The organism is Bradyrhizobium diazoefficiens (assembly GCF_016612535.1).
Lineage (GTDB): Bacteria > Pseudomonadota > Alphaproteobacteria > Rhizobiales > Xanthobacteraceae > Bradyrhizobium > Bradyrhizobium diazoefficiens_C.
The window spans coordinates 279218-296513 of the sequence record NZ_JAENXS010000001.1; the positions used below are offsets into that span (position 1 = coordinate 279218).

The 17296-nt window shown below is 65.6% G+C and carries 15 protein-coding genes; 6 read left to right on the forward strand and 9 right to left on the reverse strand.

Annotated elements, in window-relative coordinates; all coding sequences use genetic code 11:
• Positions 1-66 precede the first annotated feature (66 nt).
• Positions 67-498, reverse strand: coding sequence for a DUF983 domain-containing protein (locus JJE66_RS01280; RefSeq protein WP_246756027.1), 432 nt, complete (start codon positions 496-498; stop codon positions 67-69).
• Positions 499-576: 78 nt separating this feature from the next.
• Here JJE66_RS01280 and JJE66_RS01285 point away from each other — a divergent pair, with 78 nt between their 5' ends.
• Complete coding sequence (locus JJE66_RS01285; protein ID WP_200512326.1) at positions 577-1947, forward strand: PLP-dependent aminotransferase family protein; 1371 nt, start codon at positions 577-579, stop codon at positions 1945-1947.
• A gap of 6 nt (positions 1948-1953) precedes the next feature.
• Here the strand turns inward: JJE66_RS01285 and JJE66_RS01290 are convergent, their stop codons facing one another.
• On the reverse strand, positions 1954-2214 hold the full coding sequence (locus JJE66_RS01290) for a hypothetical protein (protein ID WP_200512327.1): 261 nt from the start codon (positions 2212-2214) through the stop codon (positions 1954-1956).
• 240 nt (positions 2215-2454) lie between these two features.
• Between JJE66_RS01290 and JJE66_RS01295 the strand changes: the two genes are divergently transcribed.
• Positions 2455-3198 (forward strand): sulfite exporter TauE/SafE family protein, encoded by a 744-nt coding sequence (locus JJE66_RS01295; RefSeq protein WP_200512328.1) that lies wholly within the window; start codon positions 2455-2457, stop codon positions 3196-3198.
• A 98-nt stretch (positions 3199-3296) separates the two neighbouring features.
• Here the strand turns inward: JJE66_RS01295 and JJE66_RS01300 are convergent, their stop codons facing one another.
• The 5 genes from JJE66_RS01300 to JJE66_RS01320 all read right to left on the reverse strand — a co-directional run bounded on the left by JJE66_RS01300 (position 3297) and on the right by JJE66_RS01320 (position 11351).
• On the reverse strand, positions 3297-4568 hold the full coding sequence (locus JJE66_RS01300) for an O-antigen ligase (RefSeq protein ID WP_200512329.1): 1272 nt from the start codon (positions 4566-4568) through the stop codon (positions 3297-3299).
• Between the two features lie 74 nt (positions 4569-4642).
• Entirely contained in the window at positions 4643-6049 is a 1407-nt protein-coding gene (locus JJE66_RS01305) for an MATE family efflux transporter (protein WP_200512330.1), read from the reverse strand.
• A gap of 56 nt (positions 6050-6105) precedes the next feature.
• Positions 6106-7905 (reverse strand): ABC transporter ATP-binding protein, encoded by a 1800-nt coding sequence (locus tag JJE66_RS01310; protein WP_200512331.1) that lies wholly within the window; start codon positions 7903-7905, stop codon positions 6106-6108.
• Between the two features lie 338 nt (positions 7906-8243).
• A complete protein-coding gene (locus tag JJE66_RS01315; RefSeq protein WP_200512332.1) occupies positions 8244-9830 on the reverse strand; it encodes a DHA2 family efflux MFS transporter permease subunit in 1587 nt (528 codons plus the stop codon).
• Between the two features lie 213 nt (positions 9831-10043).
• The gene (locus JJE66_RS01320; RefSeq protein ID WP_200512333.1) at positions 10044-11351 is read right to left on the reverse strand and encodes an HlyD family secretion protein; all 1308 of its coding nucleotides are present in this window, start codon (positions 11349-11351) and stop codon (positions 10044-10046) included.
• A gap of 197 nt (positions 11352-11548) precedes the next feature.
• Between JJE66_RS01320 and JJE66_RS01325 the strand changes: the two genes are divergently transcribed.
• Together JJE66_RS01325 and JJE66_RS01330 are read left to right on the forward strand one after the other, a co-directional pair.
• Positions 11549-12184 carry a TetR/AcrR family transcriptional regulator gene (locus JJE66_RS01325; protein WP_200512334.1) on the forward strand — a complete coding sequence of 212 codons (636 nt, stop codon included), beginning with the start codon at positions 11549-11551 and terminating at the stop codon, positions 12182-12184.
• 55 nt (positions 12185-12239) lie between these two features.
• Positions 12240-12599 carry a DUF6665 family protein gene (locus tag JJE66_RS01330; protein ID WP_200512335.1) on the forward strand — a complete coding sequence of 120 codons (360 nt, stop codon included), beginning with the start codon at positions 12240-12242 and terminating at the stop codon, positions 12597-12599.
• A 9-nt stretch (positions 12600-12608) separates the two neighbouring features.
• On the opposite strand, the gene JJE66_RS01335 is transcribed toward JJE66_RS01330, so the two are convergent.
• Positions 12609-13205, reverse strand: a complete 597-nt coding sequence (locus tag JJE66_RS01335; RefSeq protein WP_200512336.1) for a histidine phosphatase family protein — start codon at positions 13203-13205, stop codon at positions 12609-12611.
• Between the two features lie 15 nt (positions 13206-13220).
• A complete protein-coding gene (locus tag JJE66_RS01340; RefSeq protein ID WP_200512337.1) occupies positions 13221-14420 on the reverse strand; it encodes an extensin family protein in 1200 nt (399 codons plus the stop codon).
• 362 nt (positions 14421-14782) lie between these two features.
• Between JJE66_RS01340 and JJE66_RS01345 the strand changes: the two genes are divergently transcribed.
• Both JJE66_RS01345 and JJE66_RS01350 read left to right on the forward strand, forming a co-directional pair.
• On the forward strand, positions 14783-15559 hold the full coding sequence (locus JJE66_RS01345) for a DUF2147 domain-containing protein (protein ID WP_200512338.1): 777 nt from the start codon (positions 14783-14785) through the stop codon (positions 15557-15559).
• 186 nt (positions 15560-15745) lie between these two features.
• A complete protein-coding gene (locus JJE66_RS01350) occupies positions 15746-17101 on the forward strand; it encodes a FecR domain-containing protein (RefSeq protein ID WP_200515241.1) in 1356 nt (451 codons plus the stop codon).
• The last annotated feature ends 195 nt before the right edge of the window (positions 17102-17296 follow it).

Here is a 17296-nt window from a genome sequence, read left to right on the forward strand (position 1 = left end):
CATCGTTCTTGTTTGATCCGATGGAGTGTAGCGGCCGAACGCGCGATGTAAACGCCGCGGCGCGCGTCAGGCTGCGCGCGGCGCTTTCACCAGCACGGGCGCCAGCTGACCGGGTTGGCGCCGCAGCTTGCTCGCCTCGAAGCCGTGCATGCCGATCTGCCATTGCAGGCCGACGATGGCGCCCTTGGTCGGCTGCAGCAATGCGAGCGAGGCAAACAGCGTCAGCGGCAGCCACGCGGCCAACTGCAGCCAGACCGGCGGCGCATAGGCGGTTTCGACCACGAGGATCGCCGGCACCACGAGATGTCCGACCACGACCATGACGAGATAGGCGGGGAAATCATCGGCGCGCTGATGGAACAGCTCCTCGCCGCAACGATCGCAAGCGCCAGCGACTTTGAGGAAACGGCCGAACATATGTCCTTCGCCGCAGTTCGGGCACTTGCCGCGAAAGCCGCGCCACATCGCCCTTGCCAGAGAGACTGAACCGGTCGCCATGACGACACCTCTTCCGTTCTGATGATCCATACAATAATATCTTGCATCCATACATTCAAAGGTACGGGCCTAAATTGCATGGACTGGACCCCTACAATTTCGGAGCTGAGCGGGCCGCGCTACCAGCGCATCGTCGAAGCCATGGAAGCCGACATCGCCGCAGGCCGGCTGGTGCGAGGACAGCAACTGCCGACGCAGCGATCGCTGGCCAGGGCGCTCGGCATCGACCTCACCACGGTGACGCGCGCCTACACCGAAGCGCGGCGCCGCGGCATCATGGAGGCCCGCGTCGGCCAGGGATCGTTCGTGTCGGAGACCAGCGCGCGCCGTGCGGTCGACCTGCCACATCCGGTCGCGATCGACCTCTCGATGAACGTGCCGCCGCATCCGCTGGAAGCCCAGCTCGACGAGCGCATCATCGCTGGCCTCGAAGCCATTCGCGCGCAATCGGGCCTGACCGCATTCCTCAATTACCAGCCGCCCGGTGGCAGCGCGCATGAGCGCGAGGTCGCTGCGCGATGGCTGCGAGCCCGCGTTCCGCACGCACACGCCGATAAGCTCGTGATCTTTCCCGGCGCGCAGACGATCCTGTTCAACCTGCTCGCCCATCTCGCACGGCCTGGCGACGTCGTACTCACGGAAGCCCTCACCTTCCCCGGCATCAAGGCCGCGGCGGCGCAGCTGGGCGTCAGGCTTGTCGGCGTCGCCATGGATGACGGCGGCATCCTGCCCGATGCACTGGCGAAGGCCTGCCGCACGCACAGGCCGAAGGCCGTCTATCTCATCCCGACGTTGCACAATCCGACCACCGCGACGCTTGCCCCCGAGCGGCGCGGCGCGATCGCGAAGATCATCCGCGATGCCGACACGGTTCTGATCGAGGACGATGCCTATGGGCTGCTCGATCGCTCGGCCTCGCCGATCGCAAATCTCATCCCGGAGCGGACATATCTTGCGACCACCCTGTCGAAATGCATCGCACCGGCGTTGCGCGTCGCCTATCTGCTGACGCCCGACAGCGGCGCGCAACTGCAGATGCGCGGCCATTTGCAAGCAACCGTGCAGATGCCGGCACCGCTGATGGTCGCACTGGTGACGCACTGGCTCGAGACCGGCGTCGCCGACCGCATCATCACCGCGATCCGCAACGAGGCCATCGGCCGCCAGCAATTGGCGCAGCGCGCGTTAAAGGGTTTTCAGTACCAGGCGAAGCCGGCCGCGCATCATCTGTGGCTGAAACTGCCGGAGGGGCGACCGGACGTCGCGGCGTATCTCCTGCGCAACGGGCTCGCGATCGTTGCCGGCGACGCGTTCGCGATCGACGGACCACCGCCGCACGCGGCGCGGGTCTCGCTCGGCGCCGCGCGCAACAGATCGGAATTGACCGAGGCTCTGCGCATCCTCGTCGGCGCGCTGCACAAGCCCGCCGATACGAGGCAGATCGTCTAGCAAAAATTACCGATGCTGGCGGCGATGGCGGGTGCGGACGGCTGGCGCAACGGGCGACGGATAGGCCGCGTAGGCATCGCTCGACACGACCGGTTCGCCGCGGGCAGCGCGCCCCGCCGGCGTGAGCTGCCCGCCGTTCAGCACGTCACGATCGGGATGCGCGGCCTGATAGGCGGCCGGCTCGGAAAACTGCGCCTGCGCCAACCTCGGCATCAAGGTCGCCGCCGACAACAGCGCGGCCGCAATGGCAATGCTCGTGCGGGTCATGATCATGCTCCATCATTTAACGGGCACCCGGATCCAAGCGCGATGTGACTTGCGGCAGGTGTCCGAAGAATTGCTGTACGCTGTCGATGTAGGCGCGCCTTCCGGAAACGCCCGCACTTTTCGGCGCCTCCGGATCACGCTTGCGTGCGGTTTTGAAATTGACCTCGGCGGCCGCATCTGTGCTATGCGCGAAGCGGCGATCACCGCTTCGGGATCGCCGGTAACGACAGGAATTGACTGGTGGAAACGTCCTACTACGCGCTGATCCTGTTCGGCGCGCTGGCCGGGGGCTTCGTCTCCGGACTGGCAGGATTCGGCACGGCGCTGATGGCGCTCGGCATCTGGCTCTACGTGCTGCCGCCCTCGCTCGCAGTGCCGCTGGTGCTGATCTGCTCGGTGATCGCGCAGACCTCGACGCTGCCGTCGATGTGGAAGAGTTTTGACCTCTCGCTGGTATGGCCGTTCCTGATTGGCGGGCTGATCGGCGTGCCAATTGGGACCATGCTGGTTGCCTCCGCCGACCCGAAAGTGTTCAAGCTGAGCGTCGGCGTGCTGCTGCTGATCTTCTCCAGCGCGCTGTACCTGAACAAGAAGCCGCTCGCCATCACCTTCGGCGGCCGTATCGCCGACGGCGCGATCGGCTTTGCCGGCGGCATCCTCGGTGGCCTTGCGGGACTGTCCGGGCCGCTGCCGATCCTGTGGGCCAACATCCGCGGCTGGAACAAGCACGAGCGGCGCGGCATCTTCCAGCTCTTCAATTTCACCGTGCTCGCGACCGCGCTGGTATTGCAGACGGCCTCTGGCCTTGTCGTATTCAAGGTGGTCTGGCTGGCGATGGTCGCATTCCCGGGCACGCTGATCGGCGCATGGCTGGGCGCGCGCGTCTATCACGCGCTGAGCGACAAGCATTTCGGCGATGTCGTGCTCGGTCTGTTGTTCCTGTCGGGCGCCTCCCTGGTCTGGAACAGCCTCGGTACGCTCTAAAGCGTTTTCGAGCGAAGTGGATACCGGTTCGCGTCAAGAAAACGCGTCAAAACAAGAATCTAGAGCCCCGTTCCGATTCCATCGGAACGCGAAAGGCTCTAGCCCTTCGTTTTCTTCGCGAGCGCCATGCCGCCGGCGACGCCGACGCCGAGCACGTAGATCCAGCCCGGCGTGAAATCGAACAGATGGGTGTTGAACAGCGAGGACAGCATGTTCTGCACCACGACCAGCAGGCCGATCCAGCAGGCCAGCCCCTCGCCGCGGAACATCAGTAAATGCGCAAACCACAGCGCGTAGAGAACGAGCACGCCCGCCACGCCCCACTGCACGGCAACGCTGAGCGTCTGATTGTGTGGATTGCCGACGATCTCGCCGCGCAACGGATCGACCTCCGTATCAGCAGCGACGCTCGCAAACAGGCCGCGGATCGAGCCGGTGCCGTGGCCGATGAGCGGGGCGTCGGCGATGAACCCGAGCGATTTCCGCCAATATTCCAGACGCGAGCCCATGCCGCTGACCTGTTTGTCCTGCACACTCGTCTCATAGTCATCCCCGAACTTCGCAACGGTCGCGCGCAGATGCGGCGAGACGGCCCAGAGAGCGACCGCAATCAACATCATCCCGCTCGCGGCGAGCAAAGCCGTACGCCGGCGAAGATGCAGCAGAGCAAATACCACAACCAGGACCGGCAGCGTGACCAGCGCCGTCCGTGAGACCACGACAAACATCATGTTGACGAGAAAGCCGAGCGACAACGTCGCAAGAAGCGCCGCGATGCGTGCGTGGCCTTCACGAAACAGGGTCACGATCGGATAGACCAGCGCGATCGCGCAGAGCCCGAACTCCTGGCTCTGGTCGATATAGTTGCGCACGGCGACCCCGCTCTCGATCTTGTAGGGTCCGCGCGACAGATAGAGTTTCAGCGAAAGGTCGGGATCGATCGCAACGGCGAAGGAGTACAGCATCAGCAGCGCGCAGGATGCCAGGAACGCGGAAAACACCCAGTTACCATAGGGCCAACGCTCAAACTGGTAGATCAGGAGCGGGATCACCAGCAGCTTTGCCACTGGCCCGATCGCATGGATTCGTTCCGGCCAGGGTGCGTCCGACCAGAGCGTGCCTGCAGCGGCGAGGACGACGAGCGCGATCGGCAGCAGGCAGACCGGGCGAAGCGACGCGCGCGGAAATTCGCGAAGATCGATGAAGGCAAAGGCGATCAGCCAGGGCACGAGTGCAAAAGTCAGCCCAGTCGTGGTCCATGGCAGCAGCAGCGCGACCAACGCGGCGAAGCGGGCCGGCGTGCGGTAGCGGGCCGCCCAGATCGCCGAGAGCCAGGACGTCGGCCGCTGCTCGTTCGTCACTCCGTTCATTCAGTCCTTCTGGAGCCCACCATCCCCGCAGCCCGGCAAATTAACCGGAGCCGCGGGGATGGAACAAGCTGTCGTTACGCCGGCTCGCGGGCGAGAGGCGCGACGGGTTCGGGGCTCGCTGGCTCAGCAGCTTTCTCCTTCGGCGGCAACGCAAGACGTTTCCTGAACTCGCGGCGCAGCAACCACAGGCTGAGAACAGCCTGGAGCGTGGTCGCCGCGATCGACAGGTACCAGACATACTCCATGCGGAAGCCCGGCCACGTCGAGAGCCAGATCGCCGGCAGCGAATAGGTGAGGACCCGCGTCGCCGAACTCAGGAGCACCGGCTTGGTATTGCCGAGGCCCTGGAACATGCTCGAGCACGTGAAGATCAGCCCCTGCGCCACCATGTTGAGCGAGATGATCCGCAAGAACAGGTAGGCAATCGCCATCGTCTCCCGGTCGTTCGAGAACCCCGCGAGCAAGAGCTCCGGCTTCAGCTGCGCAAGGATCATGAAGCCGATCATGATGACGGTGGTCGTCAGCGCCGCCTTGACGAAGGTTTCGCGCACGCGCGCGCCGTTTGCAGCGCCCATGTTCTGGCCGGCGATCGGCCCGGCCGCCAGCGCAACCGCAAGCGCCGGCATCTGGATCAGGCCGAGCATCCGCTGCCCGATCCCGAATCCCGCCTGCGCCGCCGCACCGAAATCGCGCAGCACGTAATAGACCACCGCCATGAGGATGAACATCATCGCGAACTCGCCGCCGGCAGGCAGGCCGACATTGAGGATGCGCTTCAATTGGCGAGGCTGCGGACGCCACTGCGTCGCATTGAAGCCAACATAACGCTCGACCTTGCGGAAATAGGCAAGCAGCATCAGGGCACCGATAGCGACCGCAATCGAGCTCGCCAGCCCCGCACCGGCAACGCCGAGCGCATAGCCGGTGCCCCAGCCCGAGATCAGCACCGGCGCCAGCGCGATATTGATGACGACCGCGACGACCCGCACCAACATGGCGGGACGCACGATGCCGGTCGCGCGCAGCGCGGATGCAATCACTTGCATGACGAATTCCAGCGCGAGCGCCGGCATGAACCACAGCAGATAAGTGGTTCCCGCCTCTATCGTCGCCTGGTCCGCGGCAATCGAACGCATATAGAGGCGCGACAGCGCCGCTCCCGCGACCAAGGTCAAGAGGCCGAACAGCATCGACAGCGCGACCGCCTGGTTGAAGATCAGGTTGGCGTCCGACCGGTCCTTGCGCCCCACGGCGTGCGCAATCAGCGCCACCGTGCCGACGCCAAGTACCTGCATCAGCGCGTTGATGAGAAAGCCGGCATTGCCGGCCGCGGCTACGCCCGCCACCGCGGCATCGCCCAATCCCGACACGAAGTACAGATCGACCAGCTGGCAGATCATGATCGAGACCATGCCGGCCATGATCGGCGGCGCCATCGCCAGGATGTGTCTCACGATTGAACCGTTCGTCAGGTCTTTCATGACATTTCTTCCTCTGGCGACGTGACGGCGGGACTTTCGCCCCGCCGCCGCGCGCCTCATTCCGCTGCTGCGATTTGCCCGAGCTCCACCACCTGGCGCTCGAACAGGCTGCGATAGATTCCACCGGACTTGCCCGCCAGCACGGCATGCGTGCCCTGCTCGACGATCTCGCCACGGTCGAACACCAGGATGCGATCGAGACTGCGCACCGTCGACAGCCGGTGTGCGATCACGATCGAGGTGCGGCCCTTCATCAGCCGCTCCATCGCCTGCTGGATCAGCGCCTCCGATTCCGAATCGAGACTCGACGTCGCCTCGTCCAGGATCAGCACCGGCGCGTCCGCCAGGAAGGCACGCGCCAGCGCCACGCGCTGCCGCTCGCCGCCCGACAGTTTGACGCCGCGCTCGCCGACCAGCGTGCCGTAGCCCTTCGGCAGGCGCAGGATGAAGTCATGCGCATTCGCCAGCCGCGCCGCCTGCTCGATCGCCTCCAGGCTCGCGCCCGGCCGGCCATAGGCGATGTTCTCAGCGAGCGAGCGGTGAAACAGGATCGGGTCCTGCTGCACGATCGCGATCTGGCTGCGCAGCGATTGCTGCGTGGCGAGCGCGATGTCCTGCCCGTCGATCAGCACACGACCACCGGTGACGTTGTAGAGCCGCTGCACCAGCTTGACGAAGGTCGTCTTGCCGGAGCCGGAGCGACCGACGAGGCCGACACGCTCGCCGGGACGGATCCGGACCGACAGCCCGTCGTACAGCGGCGCGTGATGACCGCCATAGTGGAAAGTGACGTCGTCGAACACGATCTCGCCACCCGCAATCGCAATCAGCCGCGCATCGGCGGCATCCGCGATCCCGATCGGCTCGTCATGGATCGCCACCAGTTCCTCCATGTCGTTGACGGAGCGCTGGAGGTTGTTGATGTGCATGCCGACGTCGCGCAGATAGGCGTGGATGACGTAATAGCTCGTCAGCACATAAGTGACATCGCCGGGCGAAGCGCGCCCTGACATCCACAGCAATACCGATCCGCCGATCACGGAGGCACGCAGGCACAGCAGCAGCGAGAGCTGCGACATGGCGGTGTAGTTGTAGCGCAACCAGGTGCGACGCACGCGCGTGCGCCAGCGCTTGACGACGCGGGCAAGCCGCGCATCCTCGCGCGTTTCGGCGCCGAAGGACTTCACCACCGCGTTGCACGTCAGCGCATCCGCCAGCGTGCCGCCGACCTTGGTGTCCCAGGCATTGGAGATTCGCGCGGCCGGCGCGATATAGCGCGTCGAGAACAGCGCCGTCATCGTGACATAAGAGAGCGCGCCGAGCGCGATCACCACGCCGAGCGAGGCCCAGTGCACGCCGAGCAGGATCATCGAGCCGATCAGTACGAACAGCGATGGCGCCAGGGCCAGCAGGATGGTGTCGTTCAACAAATCGAGCGCCCACATGCCGCGCGTGATCTTGCGCACGGTCGAGCCTGCGAAGGAGTTTGCGTGCCAGTCGGTCGAGAAGCGCTGCACGCGAAGGAAGGCGTCCTGCGCCACGTCGGACATGATCTTCAACGTGAACGGCACGATCAGCTGGAGCCCGGTCAGGCGCAGCACCATGGAGGCCGCGCCTAGCGCGACGATGCCGCCCAGCGCCACCAGCGCGGCATGGCGCGCCGCGGGATCGGACGGCCCGCGCGTCAGCGCGTCAACCAGATGCCCTGAGAACACCGGCATGAACAGGTCGGCGACGGTCGCCCCTAACAGGCCGGCGGCGATGGCAAGCGTGCGCCCCGGCTGCTTCAGCCAGTGCCGGAACACGAAGGGCAGGACCACGCGGATAGCCGCGGGCTTTTTTAACAGAGCGGTCATGGCCTCGTCCGGCCGCTTTGGCGCGGGCCGGCTCCATCGATGGACGCGGGCCGGCCGCGAGGGGCCGGGACGGCGTCAGCTAATGTTGGCTTGGGAAGCGAAGCGATCGGGAAACAGAACCCAATCGAAGCTGGCGGAAAGGGCCTCTAAAGGGCCGAACACACACCGAGCAAAAACATCGAACGCGAGTGTGCGATCTGCGAAGATGACGAAATCATGCAAATCCTCCCCGGTTCGAGCTACGACGAAGCGCTTTATAGATGTACCGTTCGCGATGGCAACCTGGCTCGCGCGAGATCACGCGCGAGTGTTGCATTTTGGTGCGCGTAGACGTGGACCTAGTGCGCGTCGCCGCCAGCGCCGAACGGCGAGGCGGGCCTCTTCAGCAGCGTGACCAGCACGCTGAGGCCGAGATAGAACAGCGTCAGAATGAAGAAGGCATCGCCGAAGCTCATCACCACCGCCTGGCGGTGCACGATCTGGCTGAGCTGCTTCATCGCCATCAGCGTGGAGTCGCCGAGCCCCTGGAATTTCTGCTGGAGCAGCGTCAGGGTTTCGGTCGCCGTCGCATTGCCCCAGGTCACGCGATCCTGCAGGCGCGTGATATGCAGGTCGGTGCGGTCGTTGAGCACGGTGTTGATGACGGCAAGACCGACCGCGCCACCGAGGTTGCGCATCAGGTTGAAGAGGCCTGAGGCATTCTTCACCCGCTCCGGCGGCAGCGTGCCGAGCGCGATGTTGTTGGTCGGCACCATCGCGAACATCATGCCGATGCCGCGCAGGATCTGAGGGATCAACAGCTCGTAGAAATCATAGTCGCGCGTGATCCAGGTCATCTGATAGGAGCCGAGTGCGAACACGATCAACCCGAACGCGACCATGTAGCGCATGTCGACGCTCGCCATCAGCCGGCCGACCAGCGGCGCCACCAGGAACATGGTGATGCCCGAGACGAACATGGTCTCGCCGATCATCAGCGCGCTGTAGCCACGCACCTCCGCAAGATAGCGCGGATAGATGTAGGTCAGGCCGTAGAGTCCGATGCCGATGCAGAATTGCAGCGTGCTGCCGACCGCAAAATTGCGGTTGGAGAAGGTGCGGAGATCGACGATCGGTTCGGCCGCCGTGAAGACGCGCACAAAGAACGCGATCGCGGAGACGACGCAGATCCAGGCGCAGATCGCCACTGTAGTGTCCTGCAGCCACTCATATTGCGGCCCCTCCTCCAGCACGTATTCCAGCGTGCCGAGGAAGCCGGCCATGAAGATCAAGCCCCACCAGTCGAAGCGGTCGAGCAATTCGAAATGGGGCTCGTCGAAATCGACCAGCGCCCACACGCCGAGTGTGATGCCGATGCCGGGCACGACGTTGATGAAGAACAGCCAGTTCCATGACATCAGATCGGTGATGTAGCCGCCGACCGTCGGCCCGACGGTCGGGGCCAGCGTCGCGACCAGCCCGATGATGGGACCGACGATGTGGAATTTGGAGCGCGGAAAGACGGTGTAGGCCGAGGCGAACACCGTCGGGATCATGCCGGCGCCCAGAAAGCCCTGGAGCGCACGCCAGAGGATCATCTCCTCGATGGTGGTGGCAAAACCACAAAGCAGGCTCGATACGGTGAAGCCGGCCGCCGAGATCGCAAACAGCAGACGCGTGCCGAAAGCGCGCGACAGGAAGCCCGACAGCGGAATCGCGATGACTTCGGCGATCAGATAGGCGGTCTGGACCCAGGAGACTTCGCTCGAACTCGCCGACAGGCCGGCCTGGATCTCGCTGAGGGAGGCCGAGACGATCTGGATGTCCAGGATCGACATGAACATCCCGAACACCATGATGATGAAGGCGATCATCCGCTTCGGCGCGATGCGCTCCGAAGCGGCGGCCGCCATCATGGCAGGTGAAGCAGTCGTGGCGTTCGCCATGGTGGTTAGCTCGGGTTGGAGCAGGCTGCGAGTTGAGTACACCTCTCCCCGCCGGGGAGAGGTCGGCGCGTAGCGCCGGGTGAGGGGCTCAGGTCCCACGAGAGAGCGAAGCCCCTCACCCGGATCGCATCAAGCGATGCGATCCGACCTTTCCCTACGGGAGAGGTGAAGGACGAAGCGGTGCTCGCGCCGAGCATAGTTGTCCTCCCGCGCTTACTGCGGATGGATCATGGTGGGATCGTCGAGATCGATCTCGCTGTCGGCGTCGGGCGCACCCTTGTTGGTGTCGACGGTCGCGTAGATCGACATGCCGGCGCGGAGCAGGTTCTGCCTGGCGACCGCCTTTGGCACGCGGATGCGGACCGGCACGCGCTGCACGATCTTGGTGAAGTTGCCGGTGGCATTGTCAGGCGGCAGCAGCGTGAACACCGAGCCCGAACCTGCCGCGATGCTGTCGACGACGCCGGAAAACTTGCGCATGCCGTAAGCGTCGACCTTGATCGTCACCGGCTGGCCGGGGCGGATGCGCTTGAGCTGCGTTTCCTTGAAATTGGCGTCGATATAGACATCGTCGAGCGGCACGACATTGCCGAGGCGCTGGCCGACGGCAACGAAATCGCCGGCGCTGACGAGACGGTTGGAGAAGATGCCGTCGACCGGCGCGCGCACCGCCGTGAAGGAAAGGTCACGCTCGGCCTTGGCGAGCGTGGTCTTGAGCTCGGCGAGCTGCGCCCGGGCTTCGGCCTGCTGTGCCTTGGCGACATCGACATTGCTGACGGCGACGTCGTAGGCGGCCTGCGCGGCCGCGACTGCGGCAGCGCCCTGGTCGCGTCCGGCTTGCGAGGTTTCGAACGTGGCGCGCGAGGCAAAGCCCTTGTTGCTCAGCTCCTGCTGCCGCTCATAGTCGAGATCGGCGCGCTTGAGGCCCGCTTGCGCGGAGACGAGCTGCGCCTGGGCCTGCGCGACCTGGCTGTCGAGCGCCGCGATCTGGCGGCCGATGCGGTCGATGGTGGCCTGCTGGGTCGCAATCCGGGTCGCGGCGGCATCGACGGCGATCTTGTAGTCGCCGTCATCGATGCGCAGCACGGTGTCGCCGGCATGCACCAGCGCATTGTCGCCGACGAGGATCGAGGAGATATGGCCAGCCACCCGCGAGCCCAGCATGGTGTTGTTGGCGCGGACATAGGCGTCGTCGGTGGAAACGAAGAAGCGGCCGACCAACGTGTAGTAGCCGGCATAGCTTGCCGCCGCGAGCGCCAGCACGAGGCCGATGCCCATCATGACGAATTTGCGCTTGCCGGATTTCGGCGCGGCAGCGACGGATGCGGTCGGGGCCGGCTGGTCGGTCACGGGCTTCTCCGGCGCCTCGTTGGTGCGACGCTTGGTTTCTTCGGCCACATGAGAGCGCAGCTGCCCGGCGAGGGCTACGGATGTCCCGGTCGCAGCTTCATCGTCCGCCGCCGTCGTCTCCACCGCTTCCTGGCGAAGGACGCGCGCAGCCTGGTCTCTCGACGTGGCCATAAAGGCCTCCCCAATAAAAATGCGACCCGGGGCGGCCGTCGCACGGCCGCTGTCCCGCTCGCCCACCCCAAATACCATTGACCGAACGGTTCGGTCAATATACTTAATATTCCCAGGTCGGACCCTACTGGCCCGAATCCTTTATTTGCGTTTCCTAGTCCAAGCCCCGCTCCAAAACCTTCCGAGACCCTAAACCAATGGTTGCACCCAACCGCGAACAACTTCACGCGCTCCCGGACGAGGACAGCTCCAAACGCCGCCAGATCCTGGCCGGCGCCCGTAAGGTGTTCATGGATCTGGGTTTTGACGGGGCCAGCATGGGCGAGATCGCGCGGGCGGCGGGCGTCTCCAAGGGCACCCTCTACGTCTACTTCGCCGACAAAAGCGCGCTGTTCGAAGCCATCCTCGAGGAGGAGGCGCTCCAGCACGGCCAAGTCGTGTTCAATTTCGACCCCGCCCGCGACGCCGAGACCACGTTGAGGGAGTTCGCTCTCGCTTACAATCGCCTGCTCTGCCGCCCCGGCGGCGGGTCGGCGATCCGCACCGTGATGGCGATCGCCGAGCGCATGCCCGACGTCGGCCGCCGCTATTATTTTTGCGTGCTGGACAAGACCATCAGCCGGCTGTCCGAATATCTCAAAGCCCATGTCGCCCCCGGCGATCTCGCGATCGACGATTGCGACCTTGCCGCCTCGCAATTCATGGAACTGTGCAAGGCCTCACTCTTCCTGCCTTTCGTCTTCCAGGCCGCGCCGCCGCCGTCGGAACAACGCATGATGGAAGTGATCGACAGCGCAACGCGGATGTTTCTGGCGGCATACCGGGCGAAGTGAGCTGAAGCCGGCCACGCGTTGCGCATGCGGCTCGCGCCGCATTATATTGAGCGCCATGTCCCGTGATCTTCGCCCGCCGGTCGATGTCCTTCATTATGAGATCGTCCAGGAACAGGCCTCAGCGCTTGGACGAATGGGCCGCACGCTCGAACAGGCGCTGGCGCAATTGCGCGCGTTCGATGATGCCCACGCGCTCTCGGAGGCGCACGCGCACTCGGAAATACCGGCCTCGATGCAGCCGGCCAGGCGCAAGCTGGTGATGGAAGCCGGCCAGGCGCTCTGGATGTTCGTGGTGCAACGTGAGGCGACTGGCCTGCGCGACAGCCGCCATATCATGCGAACCTACAACGTCCCGGCCGAGGTGCAGCTGTGCATGGGGTTCGCCCCGGCACCGTCGAAGCCGACATCGAAATGATGTTCTAGCTCAGCAGAGCCAGGCCCCGCTCTCTTCCATCTTGCGCCAGGCATGCAGGACCTGGCGCGTGTTGCGCGCGAAGGCGAAGACATGGCCGCCACCGGCCGGCTGATCGTGGACGCGGTCGATGGGATGACCGGCAATGTGGCAGAACAGCAGCGTGCCGACGGCACCGTGGCCGACGAACAGAATATCGCCCCGCCGATTGCGTGCCAGCACCGCTTCGGCTTCGCGGACGATGCGCGCCTGTGCGTCGATGGCACGCTCCCAGCCGCGCACGCTGAGATTTGGCTCTGCGAAAAACTGATCGGCAACCGCTTCGAACTCGGCAGGCTTTAGAAAACCCGTCGCCGAGCGATCGTTCTCGTGCATGGCCTGCCGGATCTCGATCATGATTCCGAGCCGGCTCACGATGATCTCCGCGGTTTCGATCGCCTTGCGTTCGCCGCTGGCGACGATCTGCGTGGTGCCCGCAAGCCAGCCTGCGTTCGCGATCATCTCGGTTCGCGCCCGTCCGACCGTGCTCAGGCTCCATTGCGGAACGGGCACGGCGGGATCGATTTGCACCTGCGGGTGGGTGAGATAGCGGACGAGATCGGAGGGCATTTTGGGTCGTGTCCGCTAATCGTCCGAGAACTCGTCTTCCTCGTTGATCTTCTCGTGCTTGCCGCTCTTGCGCGTGCCGAGCGCGCCGGTCACGGAGGAATCACGGTTGTTGGCATAAGGACTGCGCTGCTGGGCGCGCGCGGCGACCTCTTCACCGGAGACGGCGGCCGGCTGGCAGATCAGGCGACGGCTGGCGCGGCGCATCAGGTCGACGTGAATGTGATCGTAGTGATAGACGTTCGAGCCCGGCGCCAACACCGTGGTGAAATGCGCGCACGCGCCGGATTGCACGTCGCGCAGAAAGCCCTGCTCTTCCGGCAGGCCGCGCCAACCATCCTTCACCGAGATGCGGCGGCCGTCGGCGAGAGTGAAGCCGGCGACGTCGAGCGCATTGCCGAAGGCGTGCTCCGAAATGTGGGCGTGTGGGTTGCCGTTCATGCCGCGGCAGGAATAGGCCGAGATCTGCCGGATCTCGACCACGCGCTGGCCGAACCAGCGCATCGCCGACGGTTGCACGCTGTCGGCAAACCAGCGGTCGAGCTCGGACACGATCGGACAGGCCAGCGTCGCGGTCGGCTTGATCGCGACGGGACCGACGGCGGCGACGGGGTCGCCCTGCGCCGGGCCGAGTCGCGGCGGTGGCTGTGGCGCGGGCGCTTGCGAATAAGGCGCAGGCCCGGGCTGCCGCGCTGGATAGCTCGGCGCATTCATGTAGCGCGCCGCACCCGCGGCATCGGTGCCCTCGGGCGGCAGGTCGATCTCGTCTTCCTGCGGCGCCACGCCGGGCGCGCTGAGCGACACCGGACCGGACGCGCCATAGCCGGAGGGCTGACGCACCGCGCTCTCGGGATAATTCGACCGCTGCGGATAGGGGGATGCCGGATAGTTCGATTGCGGCTGCCTCACCGGCCAGCGCGGCTGGTTGCCGACGCTGCCGGGCGGGCGCAGCTCCTCGTCGGCGAAACCGTAGCTCGATGAAGGGTCGCCGATGGCGGCGACCTTCAGCGGGAACTCGGCGCCGCACATGCCGGGGCCGGAGATCGGCTCGATCCGGACGATGTCCGCACTCTCTTTCACGGCGCCCGATTTCAGGCACGCCGCTTCGGCCTCGGCTCGCCACGGTTCACGTCCGGCCTGGAACAAGCCGCGTCCGCAACCCGCGAGCGAAACGAGGACGATGGAGCCGACGAGATACAAACGAACTCCGCGCGTCATGCGCGGCAGGTTCGGTGAATTTACTTAAAGACTCTTCAACGTCTTGATTTCAGCTTTGGTTAACCATGCCGGCCGCGCGCGACCGCAGACGGCGGCTTACAGAGCGGCTTCCGCGTTGCTTATGACGCCGTCAGTGCGATCACTGGGCCAAGCGAAGTCGCAAGCCGCTTCGCCGACGCCTCCCTCTCTGTCACGGCGACGTTACGCAGATGAACGGTGGTCGAATGTGCGCTGGCTCACCCACTCAGCCGTTGTGACGCCCATCACAGAAGGCCCGGACGCATCAGGCGTAGGGTCGAACCACATCCGGTCCCCGACCGACTCCAGTCCATCTCGGGACGCACGCCATTTCGGAGGTTGTCATGAACAAGCTCACCATCGCCGCCACTGCACTCTTCCTCGCCTCGACCGCCGTCGCGCATGCCGGCAATTCGATCTCGTTCCAGGTCGAAGGCCAGCGCATCCGCATCGAGACGCCGCGCAACTGCGCCTCGCTCGATTGCGTCACCATCGTAGCGCCGGGCCTGTCGAACAAACCGATCAAGCTGAACAACATCAATCTCAACGGCCTTGGCGGCTCCAAGGACGATGACGACACCACGCCGTCGACGACGACGGCACAGCCCGCGCCGGCTCCGGTGCAGCAGCAGCCCGTGCCGCAGACGCCGGTGCAGGCGACCGCGCCCGTTGTTGCTCCCACTGCCCCGGCGGCGACCGTTGCCGCCGCGCCGTCCGTCGACACGACCATGCAGCCCGTCGCGGCTCCTGCCCCCGTTGCCGAACGCGCGCCTGTCGCTGCTGCTCCCGCTTATGCGCCCGCTCCGGCTCCGGTGGCCGCCGCGCCCGTGCAGGCCGCGAACACGCCGCTCGGCGTGTGGGCGACCGAAGAGAACAAGGGCAATGTCCGCGTCGAACAGTGCGGCACCAATCTGTGCGGCTATGCCGCGAAGACCAACGAGCGGATCCTGATCAACATGAAGCCCGACGGCGCCAAGTGGAGCGGCCGCATTCACGATCCCGACTCCGGCCGCAACTACGACTCGACGATCGCCATGAAGGGGCCGAACGCGATGCGCGTGCAGGGCTGCGCCTTCGGCGGCATGTTCTGCGGCGGCCAGACCTGGAAGCGCGTGAGTTGAGGTCGAGGATCTCGCGGCTGACAAGCCTTCTTGTTCTTATGATGGCGCCACGTCCCTGACACGGGACGTGGCGTTTGAACGTTCGGCCCTTCCATGCGACAGACGTTCATCCGCCATTCAGCCGGCTCCGGCTGATATCGGCCAATCTCGCCTCGTGTTCTCACCGGGACCTCATTCGTGGCTTTGATGGTGGCTTGGCGCCGCGTCATGTTTGCTTTGCCGCTGCTGGCGCTGCCGCTGGCCGGCGCGCACATTGCATGCGCGTCCGACACGATCGAGCTTGCGCAGGCGCAGCCGCAAGCACAACCGTCGCCAGCGCCCTCCCCCGCGCCATCGGCCTCGCCCGCGCCGGCTGCCGACGCACAACCCGCCACCGTCGAGCCGATCGGCAATGTCGCGACCGTGACGGGAATCGCGACCGTGATCCGCGACAGGAACTCGTATCCGCTGAAGGTGCGCGACGACATCTATCTCGACGACGTCGTGCAGACCTCATCGAACTCGTCGCTCGGCATCACCTTCAACGACGCCACCACGTTCAACCTCTCCGCCAGCGCCAAGATCACCATCGACAATTACGTCTATGAGGATGGCGGCAAGCAGAACTCGGCAATCTTCGACATCGGCAAGGGCACGGTCGCCTTCGTCGCGGCGGCGGTAGCGAAGACCGGCGACATGAAGATCGCAACCCCGACCGCGACGCTCGGCATCCGCGGCACCACCGGCGTCGTCGACGTGCCCGAGAACGCGACCGCGAGCGGTGCCAACAATGTCAACATCAAACTCTATCCTGACGCCGACGGCCGGGTCGGCCATATCGATGTCAACGACCGCACGAGCGGCGCGCGGCTTGGCGCGCTGACGCAAGGAGCGAGCGGCTTTGCGATCCGGCCGGGTGCAGGCGGCGGCATGCGCTTTGCCGCGGTGCCGATCACGATCCCGCCGCAGCAGATCGCGCGCGACCGCGGCTTCGTCAGCCAGGTGCATGCGGCGCAGACCACCGGCCGCCAGATCGTCACCGAGCAGCGCGACTTCCGCCGCGCCAATCCGGCCGCGGTCAGCCGCATTCCGCGGCCGGCGCAGCCGCCGCAGCAACAGCAATTGCGTCCCAACACGGCACCGAACCAGCAGCCGCAACGGCCGAGCGGCCAGCCCAGTCAGAACAACCGTCCGGGTCGGCAACAGCCGGGCACGCAGACGCCGCAACGGCAGGGCGGCGCCGCGCAGCCGGGAACGCCGCGCGCGGGCCAGGGTCAGCAGCAACCGGGACGGCAGCAAGGTACGGGACAGCCGGCCGGCCGGCCACGCACCGGACAGGGCACGCAGCCCGGCGGCGCCGCGCCTGCGCAACCGAACGGGACTGCGCCACAAACGCCGCGCACCGGATTGCAGCCCGGCCAGCCCGGCGCGCAGCCGGCCGTCCAGCCGCAACGAGGCGGCGTGCAGCGCCTGCCCAGCTTGCAGCAGCGCCTGCCTGGCGCGCAACGGCCGGCCGCGCCGCGCAAACCTGCGCCGGCGCCGAAGGAGAAGAAGAAGCGGTAGAGCGCAAAGCGCGTCAGCAGCGCTGGTGCGCTCCCTCGCCCCGTTCCTACGGGGCCGCGACGAGCTTCGCTCGCGCTGAGAGGGTTGGGGTGAGGGGCTGCTTCAGCACAGAAGGTAAGAGACGGACTCGCGGAGAGTCCCCCTCACCCGGATTGCATCTGGCGATGCAATCCGACCTCTCCCCGCAAGCGGGGC